21 protein-coding genes are annotated in these 24,119 nt (G+C 65.8%); 16 read left to right on the plus strand and 5 right to left on the minus strand.

The annotated features are described in order from the left end of the window. Positions 1 to 9: 9 nt before the first annotated feature. The 8 genes from BN1186_RS01225 (at position 10) to BN1186_RS01260 (ending at position 8,833) form a co-directional block, all read left to right on the plus strand. Entirely contained in the window at positions 10 to 723 is a 714-nt protein-coding gene (locus BN1186_RS01225; RefSeq protein ID WP_040281774.1) for an HAD family hydrolase, read from the plus strand. Next, the gene (locus BN1186_RS01230) at positions 720 to 3,227 is read left to right on the plus strand and encodes a glycoside hydrolase family 65 protein (RefSeq protein ID WP_040281776.1); all 2,508 of its coding nucleotides are present in this window, start codon (positions 720 to 722) and stop codon (positions 3,225 to 3,227) included. The genes BN1186_RS01225 and BN1186_RS01230 overlap by 4 nt, the downstream gene beginning before the upstream one ends. Beyond that, positions 3,224 to 4,519, plus strand: a complete 1,296-nt coding sequence (locus BN1186_RS01235) for a hypothetical protein (RefSeq protein WP_040281777.1) — start codon at positions 3,224 to 3,226, stop codon at positions 4,517 to 4,519. Before BN1186_RS01230 ends, BN1186_RS01235 begins: the two co-directional genes overlap by 4 nt. Positions 4,520 to 4,595: 76 nt before the next feature. Next, positions 4,596 to 5,477: an ABC transporter ATP-binding protein gene (locus BN1186_RS01240; protein ID WP_040281779.1), complete on the plus strand. Its 882-nt coding sequence runs from the start codon at positions 4,596 to 4,598 to the stop codon at positions 5,475 to 5,477. 9 nt (positions 5,478 to 5,486) lie between these two features. Next, entirely contained in the window at positions 5,487 to 6,284 is a 798-nt protein-coding gene (locus BN1186_RS01245; protein ID WP_052459632.1) for an ABC transporter permease, read from the plus strand. Positions 6,285 to 6,296: 12 nt separating this feature from the next. Then, the gene (locus BN1186_RS01250) at positions 6,297 to 7,412 is read left to right on the plus strand and encodes a sensor histidine kinase (RefSeq protein ID WP_052459633.1); all 1,116 of its coding nucleotides are present in this window, start codon (positions 6,297 to 6,299) and stop codon (positions 7,410 to 7,412) included. Further along, a complete protein-coding gene (locus BN1186_RS01255; RefSeq protein WP_040281781.1) occupies positions 7,409 to 8,029 on the plus strand; it encodes a response regulator transcription factor in 621 nt (206 codons plus the stop codon). The genes BN1186_RS01250 and BN1186_RS01255 overlap by 4 nt, the downstream gene beginning before the upstream one ends. Positions 8,030 to 8,089: 60 nt before the next feature. Continuing rightward, entirely contained in the window at positions 8,090 to 8,833 is a 744-nt protein-coding gene (locus tag BN1186_RS01260; protein ID WP_074436877.1) for an SDR family oxidoreductase, read from the plus strand. A gap of 28 nt (positions 8,834 to 8,861) precedes the next feature. Here BN1186_RS01260 and BN1186_RS01265 read toward each other — a convergent pair whose 3' ends face one another. Beyond that, positions 8,862 to 9,143, minus strand: a complete 282-nt coding sequence (locus BN1186_RS01265) for an HU family DNA-binding protein (RefSeq protein WP_040281783.1) — start codon at positions 9,141 to 9,143, stop codon at positions 8,862 to 8,864. 382 nt (positions 9,144 to 9,525) lie between these two features. On the opposite strand from BN1186_RS01265, the gene BN1186_RS01270 reads away from it, so the two are divergent. Both BN1186_RS01270 and BN1186_RS16415 read left to right on the plus strand, forming a co-directional pair. Beyond that, positions 9,526 to 10,506: a tyrosine-type recombinase/integrase gene (locus BN1186_RS01270; protein WP_484421937.1), complete on the plus strand. Its 981-nt coding sequence runs from the start codon at positions 9,526 to 9,528 to the stop codon at positions 10,504 to 10,506. Next, the gene (locus BN1186_RS16415) at positions 10,506 to 10,652 is read left to right on the plus strand and encodes a hypothetical protein (protein WP_425471461.1); all 147 of its coding nucleotides are present in this window, start codon (positions 10,506 to 10,508) and stop codon (positions 10,650 to 10,652) included. Before BN1186_RS01270 ends, BN1186_RS16415 begins: the two co-directional genes overlap by 1 nt. A 159-nt stretch (positions 10,653 to 10,811) precedes the next feature. On the opposite strand, the gene BN1186_RS01275 is transcribed toward BN1186_RS16415, so the two are convergent. Then, positions 10,812 to 11,900: a PIN domain-containing protein gene (locus tag BN1186_RS01275; RefSeq protein WP_040281785.1), complete on the minus strand. Its 1,089-nt coding sequence runs from the start codon at positions 11,898 to 11,900 to the stop codon at positions 10,812 to 10,814. A gap of 282 nt (positions 11,901 to 12,182) precedes the next feature. Here BN1186_RS01275 and BN1186_RS15335 point away from each other — a divergent pair, with 282 nt between their 5' ends. Continuing rightward, positions 12,183 to 12,356 (plus strand): hypothetical protein, encoded by a 174-nt coding sequence (locus BN1186_RS15335; RefSeq protein ID WP_180348995.1) that lies wholly within the window; start codon positions 12,183 to 12,185, stop codon positions 12,354 to 12,356. 153 nt (positions 12,357 to 12,509) lie between these two features. Further along, positions 12,510 to 13,061, plus strand: a complete 552-nt coding sequence (locus tag BN1186_RS01280) for a hypothetical protein (RefSeq protein ID WP_139650738.1) — start codon at positions 12,510 to 12,512, stop codon at positions 13,059 to 13,061. 641 nt (positions 13,062 to 13,702) lie between these two features. Here the strand turns inward: BN1186_RS01280 and BN1186_RS01285 are convergent. From BN1186_RS01285 to BN1186_RS01295, 3 genes are all read right to left on the minus strand, one after another. Beyond that, positions 13,703 to 15,292, minus strand: a complete 1,590-nt coding sequence (locus tag BN1186_RS01285) for an IS1182 family transposase (RefSeq protein ID WP_040281789.1) — start codon at positions 15,290 to 15,292, stop codon at positions 13,703 to 13,705. A 983-nt stretch (positions 15,293 to 16,275) separates the two neighbouring features. Further along, complete coding sequence (locus BN1186_RS01290) at positions 16,276 to 16,887, minus strand: ATP-binding protein (RefSeq protein WP_082031055.1); 612 nt, start codon at positions 16,885 to 16,887, stop codon at positions 16,276 to 16,278. Then, complete coding sequence (locus tag BN1186_RS01295; RefSeq protein ID WP_139650740.1) at positions 16,888 to 17,241, minus strand: Mu transposase domain-containing protein; 354 nt, start codon at positions 17,239 to 17,241, stop codon at positions 16,888 to 16,890. 283 nt (positions 17,242 to 17,524) lie between these two features. Here BN1186_RS01295 and BN1186_RS01300 point away from each other — a divergent pair, with 283 nt between their 5' ends. The 4 genes from BN1186_RS01300 to BN1186_RS01320 are packed head-to-tail and all read left to right on the plus strand — an operon-like array spanning position 17,525 to position 24,117. Next, positions 17,525 to 20,293 (plus strand): type I restriction endonuclease subunit R, encoded by a 2,769-nt coding sequence (locus tag BN1186_RS01300; RefSeq protein ID WP_040281793.1) that lies wholly within the window; start codon positions 17,525 to 17,527, stop codon positions 20,291 to 20,293. Beyond that, positions 20,290 to 21,576 (plus strand): restriction endonuclease subunit S, encoded by a 1,287-nt coding sequence (locus BN1186_RS01310; protein WP_074436879.1) that lies wholly within the window; start codon positions 20,290 to 20,292, stop codon positions 21,574 to 21,576. The genes BN1186_RS01300 and BN1186_RS01310 overlap by 4 nt, the downstream gene beginning before the upstream one ends. Next, the gene (locus BN1186_RS01315; protein WP_040281795.1) at positions 21,573 to 22,601 is read left to right on the plus strand and encodes a restriction endonuclease; all 1,029 of its coding nucleotides are present in this window, start codon (positions 21,573 to 21,575) and stop codon (positions 22,599 to 22,601) included. Before BN1186_RS01310 ends, BN1186_RS01315 begins: the two co-directional genes overlap by 4 nt. Before the next feature lie 28 nt (positions 22,602 to 22,629). Beyond that, entirely contained in the window at positions 22,630 to 24,117 is a 1,488-nt protein-coding gene (locus BN1186_RS01320; protein WP_040281797.1) for a type I restriction-modification system subunit M, read from the plus strand. Positions 24,118 to 24,119 lie beyond the last annotated feature (2 nt).

A 24,119-nucleotide genomic window follows, 5' to 3' on the forward strand; every position in this document is an offset into this window, starting at 1 on the left:
GGTGGAGAAATGGAGTGGAACAACTACCAAGCTGTCCTGTTCGACCTCGATGGAGTCATCACCCCCACCGCTGAGGTGCACATGCGCGCCTGGGCGGAGATGTTCAACAGCTTCCTCGGCACACGCAGCGGACAGGCCCCGTACACCGATGACGACTACTTCGAGTACGTCGACGGCAAACCCCGCTACGACGGGGTACGCGACTTCCTCCGCTCCAGGGGGATCGTGGTGCGCGAGGGTGAACCCACCGACGACCCCAGCGAACTGACGGTCTGCGGGCTGGGCAACCGCAAGAACGAGGCGTTCAACACCATCATCGAGCGCGACGGCGTGGATCCGTACCCGGGATCCGTTGCCCTCATCGAGCAGTTGGCGGCCTCCGGGCACAAGATGGCGGTGGTCTCGTCCTCGAAGAACGCGCCGGCCGTGCTGCGCGCCGCCAAACTCGCCGAGCACTTTCCGGTGATCGTCGACGGGAACGTCGCCACCGAAGCCGGCATCGCGGGCAAGCCCGCCCCTGACACCTTCGAACACGCCGCCGCCATGCTGGAGGTGCCCACTGAATCGTCCGTCGTGATCGAAGATGCGATCTCCGGCGTGCAGGCCGGCGCGGCCGGCAGCTTCGGCCTGGTCGTCGGCGTCAACCGAGGGGTTGGCCGAGACGCGCTCAGCGAGGCCGGCGCCGACATCGTGGTCGACGACCTGCAGGAGTTGGTCTCGTGAAGGTCCGCCAGATCAGCAGCGACCCGCTGAACCGCTCCCGATTCCCGATCGAGCCGTGGCGCTTCGTCGAATGCGAACCCAGGAGCGAGGATGTGGGCACCACCGAGACGCTGTTCGCCCTCGGCAACGGCTACCTCGGCATGCGCGGGAACCCGGAGGAGGGCCGCACCAGCTACGCGCACGGCACCTTCATCAACGGCTTCCATGAGACCTGGCCCATCCAGCACGCCGAGGAGGCCTTCGGCTTCGCGCACACCGGCCAGACCATCGTCAATGTGCCCGATGCCAAGGTGCTGAAGGTCTACGTCGACGACGAGCCGCTCTCGCTGTCCGTGGCGGATCTGGACAGCTATGAGCGCGCCCTGGATCTGCGTTCCGGACGCCTCGTGCGCACCGTCGTGTGGCGCACCCCCGCGGGCAAGGTGGTGGAGATCAGGAGTTCCCGCATGGTCTCGTTCACGGACCGGCACCTGGCGCTGATGGAAATCGAGATCACGCTGCTCGAGGGAGGCGAGGCCCCCGTCGTGGTGAGCTCGCAGATCGTCAACCGGCAGGACGGCTACACCGATTACCGGCCTCCGGAGGAGCCCGAGGGATTCGACCCGCGCCGCACCAACAAGTTCCACGAGCGGGTGCTCAACCCCGAACTGAACTGGAACCAGGGCGAGCGCATGATGCTGGGCTACCAGACGGCGCACTCCGGCATGACCTTGGCCGTGGGCGCGGATCACGCCCTGGTCACCGACAACCAGTTCGAGTCGATCATCTCCACCATCGACGACGTGGGCAAGCAGGTCTACCGGGTCGAGGCGAAGCAGGGCGAACCTATCGTGGTGCGCAAGGCGGTGGCCTATCACACCTCCCGCGGCGTCCCCGTCGAGGAACTGGCCGACCGGTGCCGCCGCACGCTCGACCGGGTGCGCGACCAGGGCTTCGACTACTTCTACGACAAGCAGCGCGCGTGGCTCGACAACTTCTGGCGCGACTCCGACGTGGTGATCGAGGGCCAGCCCGCCCTCCAGCAGGCGGTGCGCTGGTGCCTGTTCCAGTTGGCGCAGGCGTCGGCGCGGGCAGATCAGATGGGCATCCCGGCCAAGGGCGTGACCGGTTCCGGCTACGAGGGCCACTACTTCTGGGATACGGAGATCTACCTTCTGCCGTTCCTGACCTATACCTCGCCGCGGGCCGCCCGCAATGCGTTGCGCTCGCGGGTCATCATGCTGCCGCAGGCGCGCGAACGGGCCGCGGTGGTCTCGCAGCGGGGCGCGCTGTTCCCGTGGCGCACCATCAACGGGGAGGAGGCGTCGGCGTACTACGCCGCTGGTACCGCCCAGTACCACATCGACGCGGACGTGGCCTTCGCCTTCGAGAAGTACCGCGACCTCACCGGGGATCAGGGCTTCATGTACCGCGACGGTGCCTCCGTGCTGGTGGAGACCGCCCGCATGTGGGCGGATCTCGGATTCTGGCGCACCGACGCCGAGGGGGTGCGGACCTTCCACATCCATGGCGTCACCGGCCCCGACGAGTACACCGCGGTGGTCAACAACAACCTCTTCACCAACGTCATGGCACGCGCCAACCTCACCTACGCGGCCTCCCTCATCAGGGAGATGCGTGAGGTGGATGAGACCGCGTTCAACCGGGTGGCCGAGGAACTCGACCTCGACTGGGACGAGGTTGACGAATGGGAGGCCTGCGCCAAGGGCATGTTCATCCCGTTCGACGAGACCTTCGGGATCCATCCGCAGGACGAGAAGTTCCTGTCGTCAGAGATGTGGGACCTCGAGAACACGCCTGATGACAAGCGGCCGCTGCTGCTCAACTACCACCCCCTGGTCATCTACCGCTTCCAGGTGCTCAAGCAGGCCGACGTCGTGCTGGCGCTGTTCCTGCAGGGGGACCAGTTCACCGCGGAGGAGAAGAAGGCCAACTTCGAGTACTACGACCCGATCACCACGGGCGACTCCACCCTCTCCAGCGTGGTGCAGTCCATCCTCGCGGCGGAGGTGGGCTACCAGGACATGGCCATGTCCTACTTCCTCTCCGGGCTGTTCGTCGACCTCGCGGACCTGCATTCCAACGCCCGCGACGGCGTGCACATCGCCTCCACCGGCGGCGTGTGGAACGCGCTGGTGCACGGCTTCGGCGGGCTCCGCGATCACGGCGGGCGCCTCGCCTTCGACCCGCGTCTACCCAAGGACTGGCCGTCGCTGACCTTCCCGCTGACCGTGCGCGGCTCCCGCATGCGGGTGAGGCTGGAACGCGAGGCGATCTGCTTCGACGTGGAGGAGGGCGGCCCTGTCGAGCTGTCGGTCCGCGGGGAGGCCGTCACAGTGTTCCCCGGCACCCCGGCCACCGTTGCGCTCGATGGGCAGGGGCCCGTGCTGCCGTCGTTGGTGGGCAGCCATCCCGTGGTGGGCGGCCGCCGCGAGGACGGCTCCGTGGTGCAGGCCGTGCTGCCGGAATCGCATCCGCAGGAGATCACCGAGGAGGTGTCGTGAGCCTTGAACTCACCGGAGTGGCCCCCGAATTCTTCGAGACCAGGCCCCGGCCGGACGGCTTCGAGGCGGTGGGCGACGGCAGGCTGCGTCGCCTGAGCGTCGAGTTCGGTGAGGGATGGCGCCTGCTCCACGACACCGTCGATGCGGGTGGCGCCGAGTTCCAGCACGCCTCCGGCGTGACGGCTGTGGTCCACCTGTCGTCAGGGCCGCGGATGAGGCTCCAGGTGACGCTCACCTCGGAACTCGACGATGTGATCACCGTCCCCGGCGCGCTGCTGCGCGTGGAGGGCGAACAGGCGCCCATCTGCTGGCTGGCCGAGGCCTCCGGAGAGATCGTGTTGCCGTCGGAACGCGGGCCTGGCCTGCTCACGCAGCGCCGGGGGCTGTGCACCGACGGGCCGGAGCCCGGCACCGCCTACCTCCTGGAGGCCGAGCCGATGCTGCGGCCGAAGGCCACGCTTGCGGCGGCCTGGACCTACGAGGCGCTCGAGGGGGACATCCTCGACGTGCCGGGGGAGCCGTCGTGGTTCCCCATTGACCGTTACCCGCCCCTGGGGCAGAGCATCGAGCTGAGCATGCCCGACGGGCTCGTGGTGGCACGCGACGACGTGCGAGTCACCGAGACCGACGGCGAGTTCGAGCTCTTTCCCGGCCCCGGGCTCACCACGGTGGCCGTGTGGGGGCCTGCCGGCCGGACGCTCCTGGAGATTGGTTCGCACCGCGGCATCGAGGAGTTGCGGGAGCAGGTCGCGAGGGAGCGTTTCGTCGACGACTGCTGGGCCTATGTGGCCGTGCGGCACATGATGGAGAGCTGGGCACCCGACGAGCTGCTGGACCGGGTCGACTTCGTGCTGGGCCAGGTGCTGGAGACGCCGACGGCGTGGTCAGCGGCAGCGGCGCATCTGGCCTCGCAACTGGGGTTGCCGCTGGAACAGGAGGCGCAGGACGCTGCCACCCAGGTGCTCTCCCGCGGTCGCGCCGAGGACGTGATCGTCTTGGCCACGCACGGGCTGATCCCCATCGACCTGCTGGGCGGGGGCTGGCCGGTGGGCAACTTCACCGCGCTGGGCGTCGAGGCCATGGCGAGCATCGGCTACGGCCGGGTCCGTTCGGCCGGGGCGCCGCTACGGGGGCGAGACGTCGCCATCGCCAAGCTGTTCGCAGCGGGGCTGGGGGAGACGGAGCAGGGGCTGCGGGCCTCGGCCTGCGCCATGGTGGCGGAGCGGCGCCTGCTGTGCACGCTGTCCGAGCAGCCAGACACGCGGGAGCTGGCCTGGCTGTCGGTGGGGTGAGCTGGTGACACAAGTCACACCGCACCGGTGACATCGCACCCTGCCGCCGTCGGCCCTCCGGGGCGAAGCTGGAGGCATGACAGACACCGCAGCCATTCAGCTCACCGGGCTCAGCAAGAGCTACGGGCCCGTGACCGCCGTCGACAGGCTGGACCTCGACGTGCCCGCGGGCCAGATCCTGGCGCTGCTGGGCCCCAATGGGGCCGGCAAGTCCACCGCCACCGAGATGATCATCGGCCTCACGGCTCCCGACGCGGGGAAAGCCGAGGTCTTCGGGCTCGACCCCATCGCGGCCGTGCGCACCGGTCACACCGGCGCGATGCTGCAGAACGGGGCGCTACTGGCCGACACCACCGTCGGCCGGCTGCTGCGTATGATGCACGGCATCCACCTCAGCCCCCTGCCGCTGGCAGATGTCATCGAGATGGCCGACGTCGGCGGCATCCTGAAGTCCAGCACCTCCAAACTATCCGGTGGTCAGGCGCAGCGGGTGCGTTTCGCGCTGGCGATCATGGCGGACCCTCAGCTCATCATGCTCGATGAGCCCACCGTCGGGCTCGACGTGGACGCCCGCCGCCGCTTCTGGCGGATCATGGGCTCGCTGGCGGACTCGGGCCGCACCGTGGTGTTCGCCACCCACTACCTGGACGAGGCCGACGAGTTCGCCGACCGGATCGTCGTGCTGAACGAGGGCCGCGTGGTGGCCGACGGAACTGGCGCCGAGATCAAGGCGCGGGTGGGTGGACGGCACGTGTCGTTCACCGGCCCGGAGCGCGACTGGTCGGTACTCGACGCGGTGGTGAGCGTGGAACGCGACGGCGACCGGGTCACGCTCAACAGTTCGGACGCCGACGCCACGCTCCGCGCCCTCTTCACCGGCCCCGACGCCGGCGCAGTCGCAGATGTCGAGGTGGCCTCCGTCCGCCTCGAGGATGCCTTCCTCTCGCTCGTTTCCTAAGGAGCCATCATGACCACCGCCACCCTCAGCCCCACCCGCCCCGTCGCTCGCTCGAAGAGCTCGGCGGCCAGGACGTGGCACTACTTCGTCCATTCGCTGGGCGCCATGCTGCGCGACTGGAGCTTCATGGCCTTCATCATCGCGCTGCCGGTGACGATGTACCTGTTCTTCGCTGGTATCTACGGCGACCAGGAGGCCTACGGCGGCGTCACCGTCGCCGCCGTGATGATGGTCACCATGGCCACCTACGGCGGGCTGGGTGCCGCGATGAACGCCGGCGCCGTCATCCAGTCGGAACGCTCCTCGGGCTGGTTCCGGCAGTTGATGATCAGCCCGCTCACCCCGTCGGGATTCGTGACCGTGAAGGTCGCCACCGCAGTGTGCGCCGTCATCCCCGCGCTGCTCGCGGTGTTCATCGCGGGCATCATCCGCGGGGTACGGCTGCCGCTGGAGACCTGGCTGGCCACCTTCGGGGCGCTGCTGGCGGCCCTGCTGCCGATGGTGTTCCTCGGGCTGGTGATCGGGCTGTGGTTCAAGCAGCAGACCGCCACCGCCGTGACCACGTTGACCATGCTGGCGCTCGCGATGATCGGCGGCCTGTGGTTCCCCGTCGACATGATGCCCGGCTGGATGCAGCCCATCAGCAAGTCGCTGCCGTCGTACTGGGCGGGCAGGATCGGAATGTGGCCCGTCCTCGGCGGCGAGTTCCCGTGGCGCGGCGTGCTGATCATCGGTATCTGGACGCTTGGCCTGCTGGCGCTCGGCGGCCTGGGCTACCGTCGGGCTGTGCGCACCTCGCGCCGCTGACCGAAGGCACGCATGGACACCGTCACCGACGAGAGCCTGGCCCCCGCCTACGACCCGGGGGCCGAAGGCCTGCCCTGGTATCGGCGGGCGCTGCGGCAGGGAGCCGGTTACTCCGCGCCCAGTGCGTTGTTCGTGCTGGTTCCCATCCTGTTCAGCTGGGATGCGCCACCGGCCACGCTGGCCGCCGTCATCTTCACCTCAGTGCTGACCGGGTTCTTCTTCCTGGGCACATCCCTGGTGATGCACTGGCCCGAATGGAAGCGGTGGCTGTGGCTGCTGGGGTTGATGGGAGCCATCTCGTTGATGGCGTTGGTGCCGGATTCCGGCCGCCCGCTGTACTTCGCGGCCTACGTGACCACCAGCGCCGCGGTGCTGTTCGTCTTCCGTCAGTCGTGGATCGTGATCACCGTGGTGTCCGTGTTCGCCGCAGGCCTCTCCGCCATCATGCGGGACATGTTCGGCGTGGTGATGGGTGCCATGGCCTTGGCGATCGCGCTGTCCATCGCCCTGGGCCTGGAGGCCGAGCGCACCCGCAGGAAGCTGAAGGTGGCCGAGGATCGGACCGCGGTGCTCGCCGTCGCCGCCGAACGCGAACGGATCAGCCGGGACCTGCACGACATCCTCGGCCACTCCCTGACCACCATTGCCGTCAAGGCTGACCTGGCCGAGCGGCTGGTGGGGCGCGACGACGACGCCGCGCGCACCGAAGTCGCCGGGTTGGGCGCCGTCGCACGTCAGGCCCTGGCCGATGTGCGCGCCACCGCTTCGGGTATGCGTGAGGTTCGGCTCGCCACCGAGGTCGCCGCAGCGCGCTCCGTGCTGACGGCGGCGGGCGTGGAGGCCGACACGCCCACGGCGCTGCCGGTGCTCGACGATGCTTCCTCCGAACTGCTCGGCTACGTGGTGCGGGAGGCCGTCACCAACGTGGTGCGCCACGCGGACGCGGCGCGCTGCACGATCGCCTATGCCGACGGTGTGCTCACCGTCGCCGATGATGGCCGGGGGCTGAACGGCGACGAGAGCGGCGGCTCGGGGTTGATCGGCCTGCGGCATCGCATCGAGGGCGCCGGCGGTGAGTTGACAGTGTCGTCGAGTGGTGGCACGACGGTGGAAGCGAGGCTGCCATGACCACGTTGCTGATTGCCGATGACCAGACGCTGATCCGCACCGCCCTCGCGACGATGCTCGGGCTGGAGGCCGACCTGGAGGTCGTCGGCCAGGCTGGCACGTGCGGGGAGGCCGTGCGCGTCGCGGGGGAGACGCAGCCGGATGTGGTGTTGCTCGATGTGCAGATGCCTGACGGTGGGCTCGGGGTGGACGATGGTATCGACGCCATCCCCGGGATGCTCGCGGTGGCGCCGTCCGCGCGGATCGTTGTGGTGACCACGTTCGGCCGCCCCGGCTACCTTCGGCGGGCGCTGGAGCAGGGGGCCGTCGGGTTCCTCGTGAAGGACACGCCCGTGGATCGTCTGGTGGAGTCGATCCGCCGGGTGGCGCAGGGCCTGCGTGCCGTCGACCCGGAGTTGGCGGCGGCCTCGTTGAGCATCGGCGCCTCGCCGCTGACGCAGAAGGAGGCGCTGGTGCTGGCGGCCTCAGCCGGTGGGGCGAGCACGGTGGAGATCGCGCAGTCGGTGCATCTGTCCGAAGGCACGGTGCGCAACTATCTGAGTTCGGCCATCGGAAAGTTGGGCTCCCGCAACCGTGCCGAGGCCCTGCGCACCGCCACCGACAACGGCTGGGTCTGACGCCCCGCACTACTCAGTGGGGTGTAACGAAGGGGGCAAGAGACACGTAGGGTCGAGGGTATGAAGATCTGCATCATTGGTGGCCACGGAAAGATCGCCCTCCTCCTGCACCCTTTGCTGGTGCAGTCAGGGCACGAGGTGGCGGCGCTGATCCGCAACCCGGACCATGCCTCGGAGGTGGAGGAGACAGGTGCCGCTGCTGTCGTGGCGGATGTCGAGCATCTCGACACCGAGCAGTTGGCCGAACAGTTCGCGGGCTTCGACGCCGTCATCTGGTCCGCCGGCGCTGGCGGTGGCAACCCCGAGCGCACCTACGCGGTGGACCGGGACGCGGCCATTCGCGCCATCGAAGCGGCCTCGAATGCCGGGGTGTCGCGTTTCGTGATGGTGTCCTACGTGGGTTCCGGGCGAGACGACATCCCTGCGGACAACCCCTTCAGCCACTACGCCACGGCCAAGGCTGAGGCCGACGCGCACCTGAGGTCGTCGGCGTTGAACTGGACCATCATTGCGCCGGGTCAGCTCACCGAAGACGAGCCCACGGGGCTGATCGAGTACGGCGAGCACGTGACCCAGGGGGAGACCTCGCGAGGCAACGTCGCGCATGTGCTTGCACTGGCCGTGGCCCGCGCGGACCTCGCCGGGGTGACCGTCTGGTTCCGTGACGGCGTGCATCCCATCGATCTGGCGCTGGACTCCCTAGTGCGCAGGCAGAGCGGGGAGACCGTCAGCTCACTGACGGAGGGTGTGGGGCCGGATGGCCCGTTCATCCAGGGGGTAGACGCAGACGTCCCCCGGGACTAGCCCGGGGGACGTCGACGGCTCATTCAGCTCACTTGCCGCCGTTGACGGCCTGCTTCAGCTTGGTGGCGGGCTTGAACGCGGCGGAGGTGCTGGCCGCGATCTCGAGGGTCTCGCCCGTCTGGGGGTTGCGGCCCGTGCGGGCAGCGCGAGAGCGGGTTTCGAACGTGCCGAAGCCGGGGATCGCCACCTTGTCACCCTTGGCGAGGGCGTCGGTGATCGCCTCAGCGAGGGCCTCGATGGCGCGCTCGGCAGCAGCGGCCGACAGGTCGGTGGACGAGGCGACGGCCTCGACGAGTTCACGCTTGTTCATTCTCATTCTCCTTCAGTGGTCCGGGTGGACCGTAGCGGCGTGCGGTGCCTAGGCACCAACGTCGGCGTGCTTCGCTCGCGCGACGCGTTGCATAGAGCCTAGCCACGGTTTGGCGCAGTACCGGGGATTTCGGGCAGGTCTAGCCTCGTTGAGTCGCAGAAAAACCCCAGCGCGGCTGGGAAGTGGGTACCTCAGTAGTCGGGGCGACAGGACTCGAAGACGATTCAGGGCCCTACTGTGCCGCCGGCTTGACTACGTGTAATGTAGGTTTGGCTAGGTGTTTCACCTGGTCTAGGCTGCGTCACGGGAGCTCAGTAAACGACACTGTTTGCCATCCGCTATTGCACGTTTATCGCACGACGTGGCAACAGGAGGGAGGATTGTGGTCCGAAACAGCACGTCTCCGAGCCAGCCGCGTCGACGGCGTCGTGGCTTCGGAGCGATCCGTCGACTTCCCTCCAAACGATACCAAGCCAGCTTCCTCAGCCCCGATGGTGAGCGGATAGTCGCGCCGACGACCTTCGAGGTGAAGATGGATGCCGAGGCCTGGCTGGCCATCAACAGCGCTGCGATCGCGGAGGGGCGGTGGAGGAAGCCCGTGGCTGCTTCCCCGGCGGACATCACCTTCCAGGAGTACGCGGAGGACTGGCTCCGACGGCGTGAGTTGAAGCCGCGGACCCGTGCGGAGTACGAGCGGTTGCTGGCGCTCTTGATGGAAGGATTCGCTGCCAAGCGGATTGATGCGATCACCCCGGACGTCGTGCGTCGGTGGTACGAGTCGCTCGACCCGACACGACCCACCCGCCGCGCTCATCAATACGATCTTCTTCGCACGATCATGGGCACGGCCGGTGATGAAGAAATCATCGACGCCAGCCCTTGCCGTATCCGCGGGGCTGGGAAGGCTAAGCGTGCTCGACAGATCCGGCCCGCCACCTTGGCGGATCTCAAGGTGATGACTGGGGCGCTTCCCGAACGGTGGCGGGTGCTCCTGCAGCTCGCCTCCTGGTGCGCCTTGCGATTCGGCGAACTCACCGAGCTGCGCCGCATGGACGTCGATCTGGACAATGGGGTGCTTCGCATCTCTCGTGGCGTTACCTGGGTACACGGCGAGCCCATCATCGGCGATCCGAAGTCCCAGGCTGGTGTCCGCGACGTTTCCATCCCTCCGCATCTGGTACCCGACCTGGAAGCCCACCTTGCGCGTTTCGTCGGGCCCCGTCGCGATGCCCTGGTCTTCACTGCCGTAGGGGGACCCGGGCACTTGAACCACGGCACCTTCTACAAGGCGTTCCGTCACGCCCGCGCTGAGGCGGGGCGGGAGGATCTGCGCTACACGACATGCGTCACACCGGGGCCGTGATGGCCGCCCAGGCGGGCGCCACGACCAGGGAGCTCATGGATCGGCTGGGGCATACGACGTCGGAGATGGCCATGCGGTATCAGCACGTTGCCGAAGGACGACAGGCCGAGATCGCGCGGCGCTTGTCGGCGATGGCGGGGGAGTAGCGACCTCGGGGGGACGGGGCCGCGCGGTCAGAGGGAACGAGCGCTCATGCCGATGTGCGCGACTTCGCGCTCATGCCAACGTGCGGATGTTCAGGTCGGCGGACCCGAAGCGCGGTCGTCTCCGAGGAGCCGACATGCGTAGCCTGTGGGAGTGCGCGGCTAGCTCGATGCCCTCGCCTGTCTAGACCGGAGCACGATGCTCTGGACGTCGGCGGTGTCTCCACTGGTGTCGAGCTCTACGACGACCTGCACCGCGACTTCACTGTTTGCCTCGAAGTAGTGGTCGTTGAGTTCCCCGTAGAGACTCATTGTCTCGCCTTCATCGATGAACCAGTCGCCCTTGAAGACGGCACCTTCGAGGTTGATGAGAGCCTCCGCTGTCGCGGTGACGGTATGCGTAGTCTCGTCTTCGTCGAACTCGAACTCTGTGACCTGATCGATGTCGCTGATGGAACAGGTCTCCATTGCCGGCAACTCAAACTGCACGAACTCTGGGTACTCATAGTCGCCGCCGTAGACCATCTGCTGCGAGATCTCTTCCCCTGCCAGCGCGTAGAGGGCATTTGTGGCCGCGGCCACCAGGGCAACATGAGCGGCAGTTGCTTCCACCTCCGCTATGGCATTCAGGATATTCTTAGCGCTCCCGACGCGCCGTCGATCCAACTTGTGCTCGTCAAGGTCAGTGAGCAGATCATGATGGATCGTCCTCGAGTCTCCGGATAGAAACCCCTTATCCGCTGTCACGAACAGCACCTTCTCGTCGTCTCCGAGCTGCCCTAGCACAGCGAGTACCGTCTCCCAGATCAGTGTGTCGCGGAAGCCGACCGATACCAGCTTCTGCTTCGCGTCGATCTCCATGAAGGGGCGTCGGCGTGCGAGATCTCGCTTGAGGATCGCTGTGGCCGAGACGTCGGGCACCGGTGCGACGGCGACATTGTCTCGATTTAGGACGGCCTCGAACGCGGCATCCAGATCGGCTTCGATCTGCTCGAAGCTCGCTTTCAGATGAGCAGCCGTTTGGGTCACATCGACTCCGGCCTTGGCCATGTCGCCAACCCCCTTCGCGGCCTGCTCATGAGCGTGATTGGCAGCTTCGCGACGTTGCCTTCGCAGCTCGTCGATCACGACCTGCGGGTACACGACGGTAGCGTGACCGCGCGCCGCCAGCTCCAGCAGCTTCTTGCCGGGCGCGCCGGCCAGCCAAGGGTCGCTGCGGAGCGCGTTTGTGTCGAGCACGACGGTGAGCATGCGCACCATCATGCCTCACCGGGCGCGGGCGGTCATCCCGAGAGTCGTACGTCCGCAGACGCGGAGTTGCGGTCGTGTGAAACTGTCGAGTCCCAGACATCGCACCATCAAAAAATGAGCATGCTTCGAAGAGGAACTTACTGTTAGCCCGGCCCAGCGCTTCGAGATGGCCTGCGGAATGCCGGAAGTATCGAGCACTCATGGCCCTTGTTCCAGTTGACTGTCAGAGCTGTATGTAACGATGAAGCAAGATCTGGGAACGCCCAGAGCTAAGACAGAGTGATGGGGGTTCCTGTGACCATCTGGGACACTGTTGACCGGCTGGATGAGGAGCAAAAGGATGTGCTCGTCCTGGTTGCGGATGAGCCCCGAGCCACGGCGCTGCCGGCAAGAGTGTGCGAAGTCTTGGACTTGGAGCGCGACGAAGCTCTCATGGTGGGCGCCGAGTTACGCTAACTCGGACTCGCTGTCGAAGATGTTTCGTTGGCGTGCGAGATCGCGCTCACACCGAAGGGGAAACGTGTCGCAGAGCACATCATGGAGAGCCGTGCCACTGGCCCAGACCGGGCCGATGCGGTAGAGACCGCAATGCTGCGGTGGCTCCAATCAGTGGACACAGCGAGCCCGCAGAACTTCTACGCCCACGGACAGCCGGAAGGGCTGGATGCCTCGGAGGAGGAAGTGGTTCACGCCGCGGACGCGCTCATAGAGAGCAATCTGGCAACAATGGTTGGACCTAGACGGGCAGACGGCCGCATCGTCGCGATGCGAGTCACGTCGACGGGTAGGGCTGCTGCGAGGTCGGGCAGGCCGATTTCCCATTTCATGCGCGCCGCTTCGACGAGCATCGACTACAGCACCAACACTTCAATCAGCGGTGACATGGCGGGCGCTATCCAGGGTGGGCGCGGAAACGTGCAGACCGTAACCTTTGATTGGGAGCGCCGGGCTGAGTTCGTGCGCGCAGTTGAGGATGTACTAGCTGATGTCGCGGATGAGTCGGCGCGGAGTGAGTTGCTGGCACTACGGGCAGTCGCCGCCGATCCCCAGGTGCCGAAGGAGGTGGTGCGGGAGAAATGGACGGCCGTGATGGCGTCCGTGTCATCAGTTCTGGATGTGGTGGTGAAGCTGGCCCCATTAGCCGCTCTTCTGGTGGGATAGATGCCGCTTGTCGGCAACCCCACGGACGCACTCATCTGCCGCGGTGTGCGAGGGAAACTTGGCGGCTGCCGGTCACTGAGCACGAGTTGACAGTGGCTGCCACCAAATCCGCAGAGGGTGGAGTCAAGGTCTGGTTAGTCTCCGGTGAGGGCACGCGAAGCAGCGAACGATCTATCCGGCTCAAGATCGATCTGAATGGACCAAAACGGGGCGAGTTCGAGGTAGGAATGTAAAACGACAGTGCGCAACTATACGACGAGTCGTGTGACTTTCGGGCCCTCCTTGGGCAAGATGATGCCAATCAATTCGGAGAGGCCCAAGCGCATCGACTCCGCCGCCAACACTCATACCGGTTCTGCTCGCCCGCGACGCCCCTCCACTTCCGCTTCGAGCAGGCTGAAGAAGTGATCGGAGGCTGATGTGACGAACACCTCGTCAGGGTTGTGACGGTCTAGGAGGGCGCTGAACAAGGCGCGATCTCTGCGTCGCGTTCGAGGTGGGTGGCGGGCGGACGCCACCAATGGGCCGTCGAGCGGCATTTCAGGTCAGCACTCTGGGTGCGACAACGGGGTCTTTCCGCCCGTCCTTTGGGCATTTCGCGCGGCTGTCGGGGCGGCTGCAAGGGGGCCGGCCGCGACCGGTCAGCCCAGGACCCAGGTCCCGTTCTGGTACTGCAGGCCCATGGTGAGGAGGCGGCGCAGGTTGAGTGCTGCGACGCGGTGGTGGAGCCAGTTGTTGTTCTTCTCCACGCCGCGGTAGGGGACGCGACGGGCTCCGTGGGTAAGCCAGGCGATGGAGCGTTCGACCATCGGACGGTGCTGTCGGTAGGTGGCCTGGAAGCTTTCGTCGGTAGCGCGTTTGCGGTGCGCGCGTTGAAGCAGGTCGTGCTCGTGGAGCACCAGTTTGCGGCCGCGTTTGGCGGTGGTGCATCGGGGTCGCAGTGGGCAGCCCGAGCAGGCGGACTCGAAGGTGACGGTGTTCTTGGCCGACACCGGTCGGGTGACGCCGGCCGGGCAGGTCACCGTCCCGGCGTCGGTGTCACGGACGAAGTCGTCGAGGGTGAACCCGTCGGGCACCGCCGGCCGCAGCGGCCAGGGCTTGATGATCGGTTCGTGGCCGGCCTGGTCGAGGTCGTGGAGCATCTCGCCGGTGCCGTAGGCAGAGTCGGCCAGGACCTCGACCGGCTGGCCTTCGCCGATCGTGGTGTCCTCGGCGAACAGGGCCGCGCCCACGTTGGCGTCGGAGTTCGCAGGGCCGCTGGACTTGGTCGCCTTGACCGCAGTGGTCAGCCCTGTGTCGGGCTCGACGACCACGTGGGCCTTGTAGCCGTCCTGGCGCCGTTCGCGGGTCTTGTGGGCGTGCCGGGTGTCGGGGTCGACGGTCGAGATCACCCGGTCCGGCGCGGTCCGCCGCGCGATTCGCCAGCGGCCGTCGGTGCCGTCGGAGTCCTCGGCCGGCTCGACGTCTTGGCCCGCGACCAACGCCAACAGGGCGACCGCTTCGGCCGGCTTTCCGCCGTTCTTGGTGATCGTCTCGATGTCGAGGGCGGCGAGCAGCGCCAGCGCATCGTTGACCAACGCGGTGACCAGCTCATCGCGCGCCGCGGGATCGTCCCACAAGATCGGCGGCTTCCCTGCCGAGCTGTAGTCCTGACCGGTCAGCACAGCCAGCCGGATGCACTCGGTGGCGATCAGGTCCTTGGCGCCGGGCACCTCGCGACCGACTCGGCGGATCTGGGCGATCAACTGGGTAACGGTGTCCTGGCGGGCAACCGCGTCATCGAGGATCGTCGAATCCAGCGCCCGGCGCTGCCTGCCCGCCACCGCCCCGGTTTCGGCAATCACGTCGCGGACCACCTCGAAGATCCGCTGCGGACGGTCGCTGGCCGCAAGCCGACGCCGCCAGTAGGTCAACGTCGAGGGATCGAAGCCCGCCTTGTCGATCGCGTATCCGCACGCCGCCTTCCATCGCAGATCGAAGGTCAACGCGTCGACCGCTTCGCGGTCGGAGTGGCCGTACAGCGCCTGCAGCACGATCACCGAGGCGATCACCTCACCCGGGATCGAGGGCCGCCCACGGCCAGAGGGAAACAGGTCCGCAAACAAGGTGCTCGGGAACAGCCGGTCCCGATGCTCGGCCAGCAGCGCGAACACACTGCCCGACTCGAGCAGATGCCCGGCCACCGATTCCACGTCCAGCAGTTCGCGCTGCCGATCAGACTCACCCTGCATACGCACAGGATTTCAGCCCCACCCGCCGACCGTGGGAGGCGCGCCTTTGTTCAGCGCCCTCCTAGGTAGCGCTGTAGCACTTCAGGCTCGGTCAAGTCAGCTCCAGGCCCTTGCTGAGAAAGCCATGTCTCCATATCGGCAACGAGGAGGTCGACGGACTCCGTGTCCGACAAAGGTTTGATGGACCGCATCTGCGCCACCCCTGTCGTGCCGGAGAGCCGGAACCGCTGGCGCACGTAGTGCACAGCGAACTCGAGACGACGAAACCACCTTGGGCTCTGAGTTGCCTCTGCCATCAATATCGCACGGACAGCGCTGACGGGAATGCCCCTGGACTGGGCAGCACTTGCCGCGTACGACCACACACTAGGGCCGATGTCCCTACGTGCTCGAGCCGTGGCGGCGTCACCATGGCCCACCTCTAGCGCACGCGTCAGGCCAAAGTAGGCGGCTGCGGCTGCGGCAGCGGTCCACACAGCATTTAGGAGTTCGTATGGTTGCGGGATCACTCGCTGTGTCCACGGGCTCAAAATCCCGCCTGCTATGCCACCCGTCAGGCTGAGGAGGACACCCGTGGCGCCGGCCAGCAAGTACTTCAGCCGATGCGTCGTCGCGGCAGCTGCCCTCAGTAGGTGCACCAATCCGAAGGAGGTGAACACTGCGAGGCAAATCGTCACAGCCGCGACCGGGCTTGCATGAATTCGGTTTGCCGTGACTGCAACTACAGATGAGACGAGGCCGACAGGCGCCATCCTGAACGCCAGATACCAACCGAGGCTGAACCGTCCGAGCTGTCCCGCCGCGGTAGTTGTGTCGACATAGGCCGCTGGCCAATTGGATCGCATCGCCCCATACAGGCCAACGAGTACGAATGCGCCAGCTATGCCCAGCCCGATGCCGTCTATCACCGGTCAGCCCGTGCGCACATGTGGGATTGCCAACTCGTCACATACTCAGACGGCGACGTCGAGTGGCACCTGCCATTAGCAATTGTGCACACTCTCAAGCCTCCAAGTAAGGAGTCGAAACGCTACCTCCCCGCGTACTCTACGGCACCAACCCAGGGTGGCCGCCGAACGTGGCCTCGTTACCACGATGATCAGAGGGTAGCGCCGTAGCCTGGCTAGTTCTTCGGTGAGGCGTCCCCTCTGATGGGCTTCGGTGAGGCGGGCGATCCAGTCGGTGGCGGTGGCGAACAACACGCGGTGGCTTTGGTGGGCCGCGGCGACCCCGAGGGCGGTGGCGAGGTGGGTTTTACCTGTGCCGGGCGGGCCGAGCAGCACGATGTTGCGGTGTTCAGCCAGCCAGGCCCCTGACGCGAGAGCCTGGATCGGGGCGCGGACGGCGGGTTGGTGGTCGAAGTCGAACTCATCAAGGGTTTTGACCGCTGGCAGGCCTGCTGCGCGGATCCTCAGTTGCGCGCCGGAGGCGTTACGGGCTGCGACTTCGCGTTCCAGGACTGCGGCGAGGTAGTCCTCGTGGGTCCAACCGGTGTCACGGGCATGATCAGCCAGCCGGGCAGCTGCTTCGCTGATCCGGGGCGCTTTCAATGATGCGGCCAGGAAACGGATCTGTTTGAGAGCATCGGTTGCCATCTAGAGTGCCTCACTGTCGAGTCCGAAGGCCTTGTCGTAGTCGGCCAGATCCCTGAGCAGATCAGCATCGACCAACCGGTGTCGGGGTTGTTGGAATCGGTGACGCAGCACCGCTGCGGCTTTGACATGGTCGGGGTCGGTGATCGTGAGGTGTTTGCCCCAGCAGCGACGATGCTCCGCGACCAGGACTCCGGCGTTGCGGACTTTGACGGTATCGAGATCGGCGGTCACGTCAACGCGGGCGCCGATCGCTGAGGGATGGACTGAGTAGTCACAGGTGTCGACCCTGACGTAGTAGTCACGGCCCAAACGGATCTGGTTGCGCCAGCCAAGGTGCAGCATCTGTGGCGGCAACGGTCGCATCCTGGCCAGATCGGCCTCGAGCCGGTCGATCGGGCGGGCCCGCAGTGTTCGGACCTGCCGGGCGTTCGCGGTGGCCAGCCACTGCGTGAACTGGGTGTGTGGACCTTCTCCCTACGCACCGGAGCAGCCGAGATCTCTCCTATGGTCGGATTCGTACATCCGGACTGGCCTTTGAGCACGGTGCGATGTGGCGGTTTGGTTCGTGCGGCTGGGTGATCGGCAAGCTTCGACTGTCATCGCAGCGAACCTTTCGCTTCTTCTCTAGGATCGAGTCGTGACCGATGCCGCCCGCCTTGCTGCTGAGCAGCGGGCGCGTGTGCTCATCGACGAGCAACTCCAGGCCGCCGGGTGGGTTGTTCAAGATGGCAAGGCGATGAATCTGTTCGCTGGTCAGGGCATAGCGGTGCGCGAGGTCGTGATGGCGCCGGGCCACGGGCGCGTCGACTACCTGCTCTACGTGGACAAGAGGGTCGTCGGCGTCATCGAGGCCAAGCCCATCGGCACGACCTTGTCGGGCGTTGAGTGGCAGTCGACGATGTACGCCACCGGGCTCCCTGAGTCCCACCGCAGGCGGGCACGGTTGGTCGACGACCGGCTGCCGTTCGTGTTCGAGGCCTCCGGCAGCGAGACCCACTTCACCAACGGGTTCGACCCGGACCCCCGAGCACGGAAGGTGTTCGCGTTCCCCAAGCCCTCGACGCTCGCCCGGATCCTCCGCGATGCGGACGCCGATCCGGAGCGCCCGACGTGGCGTGCGAAGGCCCGCGCTCTTCCTCCGCTGGATGAAGCGGGGTTGAGACCGGCGCAGATCGTCGCGATCAATGGCGTCGAGCAGTCCCTGGCCGAGCAGCGCTTCGACCGATCGCTCATCCAGATGGCCACCGGCGCCGGCAAGACCTACACCGCGGTCACGCTCGCCTACCGCCTCATCAAGTTCGGCGGCTTCTCACGGGTCCTGTTCCTGGTGGACCGCAACAACCTCGCCGACCAAACCCTGGCCGAGTTCCAGAACTACGCCACCCCCGACGACGGACGCCGGTTCTCCGAGATCTACAACGTCGACAAGCTCACGGGTGCCGGGATGCTGGCCAGCTCGAACGTTGTGATCTCCACGATTCAGCGGGTCCACTCGGTGCTGCGCGGTAACGACGTGGCTGACGCGGATGATCCTCAGCTGGATGGGTACGTCCCGGAGCAGCCGGTCACCGTCGCCTACAACCCTGAGTTGCCGCCGGAAACGTTCGACCTCGTGATCGTGGACGAGGCGCATCGCTCCATCTACGGCGTGTGGCGCGGAGTATTGGAGTACTTCGACGCCCACGTCGTCGGTCTCACCGCAACACCGGGCAAGCAGACGTTCGCGTTCTTCCGCCAGAACCTCGTCTCCTCGTACACCTACCAGGAGTCGGTCTCCGACGGCGTAAACGTCGACTTCGACATCTACCGCATCCGCACCGAGATCACGGAGCAGGGCGGGAGGATCGACGCGGGCACCTTTGTGCCGAAGCTCGACAAGCGCACCCGGGTGCAGCGCATCGAGGAGATCGACGAGGCGGTCGATTACACCGGCGGCCAGCTCGACCGTGCGGTGAGCAACCCAAACCAGATCCGACTGGTGCTAGAGACTTTCCGCGACCGGCTGTTCACCGAGATCTTTCCAGGTCGCTCGGCCGTCCCGAAGACGCTCATCTTCGCGAAGGACGACAACCATGCCGAGCAGATCGTCACACTGGTGAGGCAGGTGTTTGGCAAGGGCAACGACTTCGCCGCCAAGATCACCTACACCGCCACTGATCCCAAGGGGCAGTTGCAAGCCTTTCGCACGTCCCCGAAGCTGCGCATCGCCGTCACCGTGGACATGATCGCCACCGGCACCGACGTGAAGCCCCTGGAATGCGTTTTCTTTCTCCGGGACGTGAAGACCGCGCAGTACTACGAGCAGATGAAGGGTCGCGGCGCCAGGACCATCGCGGCCGCAGACTTCCAAGCAGTCACCCCTGATCCGAAGGCCAAGCAGAAGACCAGGTTCGTGATCGTCGACGCCGTCGGCGTCACCGAGCACGACTTCGTCGAGCCGCCGCTCAACCGAACCCGATCCATCTCGCTGGAGCAGCTGCTCAAGAAGGCGGCGAACCTCACGATCACGGAGGACGAGACCGCGACGCTCGCTTCGCGGCTGTCGGCGCTCGAGCTGCAACTCACGCCGGACGAGCGCTCCGAACTCGACAAGGTGGCCGGGCAGCCGCTCAAGGCGATAGTGCGTGGGCTCGTCGACGCTGTGGATCCCGATGTGCAGGCGACGGCTCTCGAGGCAGCGGGGGAGGGAGTCGATGTCGCGACGGTGGTGGCGCAACTGACTGAGGCGGCGATCGAGCCGTTGGCCGCCAATCCCGAGTTGCGCACCCGCATCATGGAACTGCGCCGCACCCACGATCAAATCATCGACGACGTGAACGCCGACCGGCTCCTCGCCGCCCACGGGGTCGTGGACCCGGAGGAAGCCCGATCGCTGGTCCGCGACTGGAAGGAGTACTTGACGACCCACCGCAACGAGATCACGGCAATCCAGCTGATGGATGAGGCCAAAACGCGCCGCATTCCGTTCGACGCCATCAAGGAGCTTGCCGACCGCATCGCCCGGCCGCCCAGGAACTGGACGCCTGACATGGTGTGGACGGCCTACGAACTGGTAGACGTGGGCAGCGTGCAGCATCGCGATCGGTCGCGCCTCACTGACGTTGTGTCGTTGGTCCGCTATACGCTCGAACTCGACGACGAACTCATCCCGTTCGCCGATACCGTCCAGCGACGCTACGCTGGCTGGCTCCTGTCGCAGGAGCAATCGGGCGCGACGTTCAACGAGAAGCAAAGGTGGTGGCTCGACCGCATGGTCGACGTGATCTCGAACTCCGCCGGCATCACTGCCGATGACCTTGACGAGGCGCCCTTCGACGAGCGCGGTGGCATTTATGGCGCACTCCGCGATCTCGGCGACGGGGCCGGGGACCTGCTTGACGAACTGAACCGGGAGCTCACGGCGTGAGTTCGCTCCCGTCTGGCTGGTCAGTACGCACCCTCGGGGAGATTGCTGACACTGCCTTGGGCAAGATGCTTGACCGAGGAAGGTCTAAGGGTCTCCCTCAGGTGCGCTATCTGCGAAACATTAACGTGCAGTGGGGGCGCATCGATACTGGCCACCTAGCAGAAATGGAGCTGGCCGACGAGGAGCGAGAGCGGTTTAGGGTCCGAGAAGGGGATCTCTTGGTTTGTGAGGGAGGAGAGGTTGGTCGAGCCGCCATCTGGAAGCAGGATGACGAGTACATCGCCTATCAGAAAGCGCTGCATAGAGTGCGCCCCAAGGACGGCATCGCTCCCGAGTACCTGAGATATGCCTTGGAGAATGCAGCACGAACAGGTGCCTTGAAGCCGTTCACGACAGGTTCCACGATCGCCCACTTGCCTCAGCAGAACCTACGTCGACTCCCCATCGCATTGGCGCCCCAGCGAGAGCAACCTATGGTAATTGAAGCCTTGGAGGGCCACCTTTCGCGCATTCAATATGCGCATGAAGCGCTCGAACGAGGCATGCACCGACTCGACGCTGTGACTAAGGCCATTTTGGTTGGCCTGATTCCTGATCGCGATGGCTACCCGAAGGATTGGATCACTGCCACGGTTGGTGACGCTGGGCGGGTTGAGCTTGGCCGACAGCGGCACCCCGACTGTCACTCCGGTCCCAACATGCGCCCCTACCTGCGAGTAGCGAACGTCTTCGAGGATCGAATCGATTCGTCGGACCTTATGGAAATGCACTGGCCGGGTGATAGCTTCGAACGATTCGAGTTGCGGCCCGGCGATATCTTGCTCAATGAAGGGCAAAGCCCGCAGTTCTTGGGACGACCCGCCCTCTACGCAGGTGAGCCGGCCAATGTTGCCTTCACCAACAGCCTAATCAGATTCAGGGCGCGCGCAGATGTCTTGCCAGAGTTCGCCTTGCTCGTATTCCGACGTCACATGCACGCCGGGCGATTCATGCGCGAATCGCGCATCACGACCAACATTGCGCACCTGTCTGCGTCCCGCTTGAAGAGGGTAGAGTTCCCGATTCCCCCAGTCTCGGCTCAGGAAAAGATTGTGGCTGCTGCGACGGATCAGCTGTCTTGTGTCGCGCGTTTGCGCACGTCCGTGACTGGGGCCAAGCGGCGAGAAGGCTTGCTCCGGCGTTCTCTACTCTCCGCTGCCTTCTCAGGGCGTTTGACTCGCCGAGCCTCGGACATCGATCACTTGGAGGAATTCGAGACCGAACTGGAGGGATTGGCCGGATGACCGCGATCTGGGGAGTACACAATGACACGCTGACTGATGAGCTCGTCGACGACGGGTTCATCAGCGTTGGCTGGGACGAGATGAGCGACCTTCGCGCCGTCCCGCACGGGCGGGAGGGGCTAAAGGAGACGCTTGCCCGAGTGATGCCGAACGCCAAGCCGAGGGCCATCGCAGGATGGGCAGGCATTCTGGTTCGACTGCGGGACGAGATGCAACCGGGCGACATCGTCGTCGCGCCATACAAGCCAGACAGCACGATCAACATCGGGATCATCAGCGGCGAGTACGAGTTCGCGGCCGACGCACCCACCCACCGCCACCGGCGGCCGGTCGAGTGGCGCAAGATCGGGCTCTCGCGGACGATCTTCACGCAGCCAGCGCTCTACGAGCTGGGTTCATTCCTGACGATCTTCCGTATCCGCAAGCATGCTGATGAGTTCCTCGCCGCTCTCCGCTCCGGCGATGAGTCGGTCGATGAGATCACTCGCGTGGTCGAGGCCGTCGCGAAGGACGATCCGGACGAGGAGGCAGCCGACGAGCCGCGGGCGTCTCGGATCGAGCGCCACACGCGCGACTTCGTGCTGGAGGCGCTGCACAAGGAGCTCTCCCACTCCGCGTTCGAGGAGTTCACGGCAGATCTGCTCCGCGCGCTCGGCTATCAGGCCAGGGTCACGCAGTACAGCCAGGACGGGGGAGTGGACGTCATCGCACATCGCGATCCCCTCGGCGTCGAACCGCCCCAGATCAAGGTGCAGTGCAAGCATCTCACCAGCACCGTCGGGGCGCCCGAGGTGCAGCAACTGATCGGCACACAGGGCTCTGGGGAGTATCTCCTCTTCGTGACCCTCGGCAGCTATAGCCGTGATGCCGTGTCGATTGAACGCCAGCGCTCGGGTCTCCGGCTGGTGTCCGGCGAGGACCTGGTGACACTGTTCCTGGAGAACTATGCGAAGCTGCCGGAGCGCTGGAGGCTGCGCATCCCGTTGACGCCTGTGCTCGTCGTCGGCGATGCGGCTGGCGTCTGAGGAGTCGTGATGGTGAGAGAGGTGTCCGGTGGCTGACGCGCGTCGGTTGGTCGACAAGATCTGGTCCTACGCGCACGTTCTGCGTGACGATGGTGTCGGGGTACTTGAGTACACCGAGCAGCTGACGTATCTGCTGTTCCTGAAGATGGCGCACGAGCGCGCCACCCGGACACTGCGGCCCGAACAGATCGTGCCGGAGGAGTTTTCCTGGCAGCGTTTGCTCGATGCGGAAGGCGTCAAGCTCGAGACGGCCTACACCGAGATCCTTCAAGGGCTGGGAAAGCAGCCCGGCACCCTCGGCACGATCTTCCGCAAGGCCCAGAACCGGATCCAGGACCCGGCCAAGCTCAAGCGCCTCATCCACGACCTCATCGACAAGGAGCAATGGTCATCGGCCGGCACGGACATCAACGGAGACGCCTACGAGTCACTGCTCGCGAAGGGCGCCTCCGATAAGGGGTCCGGGGCTGGGCAGTACTTCACGCCGCGCTCTGTGATCGCGGCGATGGTGGACTGCGTTCAGCCGACGGTGGCGGACTCCGTCGTCGATCCGGCATGTGGCACCGGTGGATTCCTGCTCGCGGCGCATGAGTACGCCTCGCGCGGGGCTGAGACGATGACGCCGCCGGAGCGCAAGCACCTCAAGGAGACGTTCGCCCGTGGTGTCGAGCTGGTCGACGGCACGGCACGCCTGGCCGCGATGAACCTCCTCCTGCACGGGATGGGGGAGCCCCATGGGGAGTCGCTGATCGAGGTGCGGGACTCTTTGGCTCACGACCCGGGGGACCGCTGGTCGGTCGTGCTGGCCAACCCTCCGTTCGGAACGAAGTCGTCGCTGACGATGGTTGGTGCCGACGGCCGGGAGGTGTCCGAGGACCGCGCCGTGGAGCGTCAGGACTTCGTCGTCACCACGTCGAACAAGCAGCTCAACTTCCTGCAGCACATCATGACAATCCTGGAGATCAATGGCCGGGCGGCCGTCGTCCTGCCCGACAACGTCCTTTTTGAGGGTGGTGCGGGGGAGACTCTGCGGCGTCGGCTGCTCAACGACTTCGACTTCCACACTCTCCTTCGCCTCCCCACCGGATTGTTCTATGCCCAGGGCGTGAAGGCCAACGTCTTGTTCTTCGACCGCAAGCCCGCATCAGAGACCCCCTGGACCTCTCGGCTCTGGGTCTACGACCTTCGAACCAACCAGCACTTCACCCTGAAGCAGAACCCGCTCACGCGCGCCCACCTCGACGACTTCGTCGCCGGCTTCATGCCCGGTGGGGCGCGCGACGAGCGTTCCGAGAGTGAGCGCTTCAAGTCGTTCGGCTACGACGAACTCATCGCGCGCGACAAGGTGAACCTGGACATCACCTGGCTCCGAGACGAGACGCTCGAGGACTTGGACAACCTGCCGGCCCCCGAAATCATCGCGCGTGAGATCGTCGAGGATCTGACCGCCGCGCTGGAGGAGTTCACGGCGGTAGCGGACGCCCTTGAGGTGGCGAGTGGCCTTCGCAACCCCTAGCG

The sequence above is a fragment of the Tessaracoccus massiliensis genome, assembly GCF_000826065.2.
GTDB lineage: Bacteria > Actinomycetota > Actinomycetes > Propionibacteriales > Propionibacteriaceae > Arachnia > Arachnia massiliensis_A.

Excerpts from the sequence above, each read along its gene's own strand:
- BN1186_RS01290 (WP_082031055.1), bottom strand. The coding sequence starts at position 16,887 with ATGGCAACCGATGCTCTCAAACAGATCCGTTTCCTGGCCGCATCATTG.
- BN1186_RS01265 (WP_040281783.1), bottom strand. The coding sequence starts at position 9,143 with ATGAACAAGCGTGAACTCGTCGAGGCCGTCGCCTCGTCCACCGACCTG.
- BN1186_RS01275 (WP_040281785.1), bottom strand. The coding sequence starts at position 11,900 with ATGCTCACCGTCGTGCTCGACACAAACGCGCTCCGCAGCGACCCTTGG.
- BN1186_RS01240 (WP_040281779.1), top strand. The coding sequence starts at position 4,596 with ATGACAGACACCGCAGCCATTCAGCTCACCGGGCTCAGCAAGAGCTAC.
- BN1186_RS01315 (WP_040281795.1), top strand. The coding sequence starts at position 21,573 with ATGACCGCGATCTGGGGAGTACACAATGACACGCTGACTGATGAGCTC.
- BN1186_RS01260 (WP_074436877.1), top strand. The coding sequence starts at position 8,090 with ATGAAGATCTGCATCATTGGTGGCCACGGAAAGATCGCCCTCCTCCTG.
- BN1186_RS01225 (WP_040281774.1), top strand. The coding sequence starts at position 10 with ATGGAGTGGAACAACTACCAAGCTGTCCTGTTCGACCTCGATGGAGTC.
- BN1186_RS01255 (WP_040281781.1), top strand. The coding sequence starts at position 7,409 with ATGACCACGTTGCTGATTGCCGATGACCAGACGCTGATCCGCACCGCC.
- BN1186_RS16415 (WP_425471461.1), top strand. The coding sequence starts at position 10,506 with ATGGCCGCCCAGGCGGGCGCCACGACCAGGGAGCTCATGGATCGGCTG.
- BN1186_RS01245 (WP_052459632.1), top strand. The coding sequence starts at position 5,487 with ATGACCACCGCCACCCTCAGCCCCACCCGCCCCGTCGCTCGCTCGAAG.
- BN1186_RS01285 (WP_040281789.1), bottom strand. The coding sequence starts at position 15,292 with ATGCAGGGTGAGTCTGATCGGCAGCGCGAACTGCTGGACGTGGAATCG.
- BN1186_RS01250 (WP_052459633.1), top strand. The coding sequence starts at position 6,297 with ATGGACACCGTCACCGACGAGAGCCTGGCCCCCGCCTACGACCCGGGG.
- BN1186_RS15335 (WP_180348995.1), top strand. The coding sequence starts at position 12,183 with ATGGGGGTTCCTGTGACCATCTGGGACACTGTTGACCGGCTGGATGAG.